The sequence below is a fragment of the Phytoactinopolyspora endophytica genome, from assembly GCF_004138495.1.
GTDB lineage: Bacteria > Actinomycetota > Actinomycetes > Jiangellales > Jiangellaceae > Phytoactinopolyspora > Phytoactinopolyspora endophytica.
In genome coordinates, this window is record NZ_ML142862.1 from 168,035 (window position 1) to 169,239 (window position 1,205).

Annotated in this window: 1 protein-coding gene and 1 pseudogene; both read left to right on the plus strand. The window is 64.8% G+C overall.

All coding sequences use genetic code 11. The features are described from left to right. Positions 1–58: 58 nt before the first annotated feature. Positions 59–943 (plus strand): carbohydrate ABC transporter permease, encoded by an 885-nt coding sequence (locus tag ELR45_RS23960; protein WP_129668648.1) that lies wholly within the window; start codon positions 59–61, stop codon positions 941–943. A gap of 107 nt (positions 944–1,050) precedes the next feature. Further along, positions 1,051–1,205, plus strand: a pseudogene (locus ELR45_RS42895) (carbohydrate ABC transporter permease); the annotation flags it as partial.

Here is a 1,205-nt window from a genome sequence, read left to right on the forward strand (position 1 = left end):
GCACCGGCGTGGACGCCGGTTCCGGGGAGAGAACGGGCGCAACGCCCGCGGGAGCAGCCTGCGCACGCACCAGCACTGGTACGTGCCGTGGCTCTTCCTCGCGGTCGGACTCACAGTCACCATCACGTTCATCCTGTTCCCGTTCTTCAACACGCTGGGTCTGGCCTTCACCGATGCGACCCTGCTACGCGACGGGCAGTTCACCGGGGCCGACAATTTCCGGCGGATGTTCAACGACTCCAGGTTCTGGACCGCGTTGCTCAACTCCACGCTGTACGTGGTGGTCGTGGTGCCGTTCATGGTGGTGCTGCCGCTGATCCTGGCGACCCTGGTCGCAGGCAAGGGGCGGTTGCTCGGGTTCTTCCGCACCGCCTACTACCTGCCTGTCGTCATGTCCGTCGTGATCATCGGTCTTATCTGGACGAATCTGCTGGACAGCCGGGGCATGGTGAACTCGCTGCTGCAGTGGGTCAGCGCCATCGACAGTCCGATCCCATTCCTGACCGATCGATGGCTGCTGCTGTTCAGCGCGATGATGGTCACCATCTGGTCCGGGCTGGGCTACTACATGGTGATCTACCTGGCCGCACTGGCCAACATCGATCAGTCGCTCTATGACGCTGCATCCGTCGACGGTGCAGGCGTAGTCCGGACATTCCTCAGTGTCACCATGCCCGGTGTCCGCGCCACGATGATGCTCATCGGCATGTTCTCGTCGATCGCCGCCTTTCGCGTCTTCGGCGAGGTGTACGTACTCACCGGCGGCACCGGTGGGGTCGGCGGGCGCAACGTCACTATGACGATGCTCATCCAGAACGAGGGCACCGGGCTGCAGGCCGAGACCGGCTACGCCGGCGCGATCAGCATCTCCATGTTCGTGATCATGGGCGCCCTGCTCCTCGCACAGCTCTGGTATCAGCGGCGGGAACGGGAGGACGTGTGAGCGGCGACGCGAAGAGCGAGCGGAGCGGTCGGCGAAGCGAGGAACGAGCCCAGCCGCCCGCGGAGCGAGTGAGGAGCGGAGCGCGACCAGAGAACGTGAGCAGCGCAGTGCGCACCCAAGCGCCATTGCGGCAACCGGCGGCCAAGCCCAAGAGACCCCGGATCACCAAGGGCTCGGTGACCCGGTACGCGATCCTCATATTGATGTTCCTGCTGCTGGCCGGTCCCCTGGTCTGGCAGCTGTCACTGTCGCTGCAGGGCGC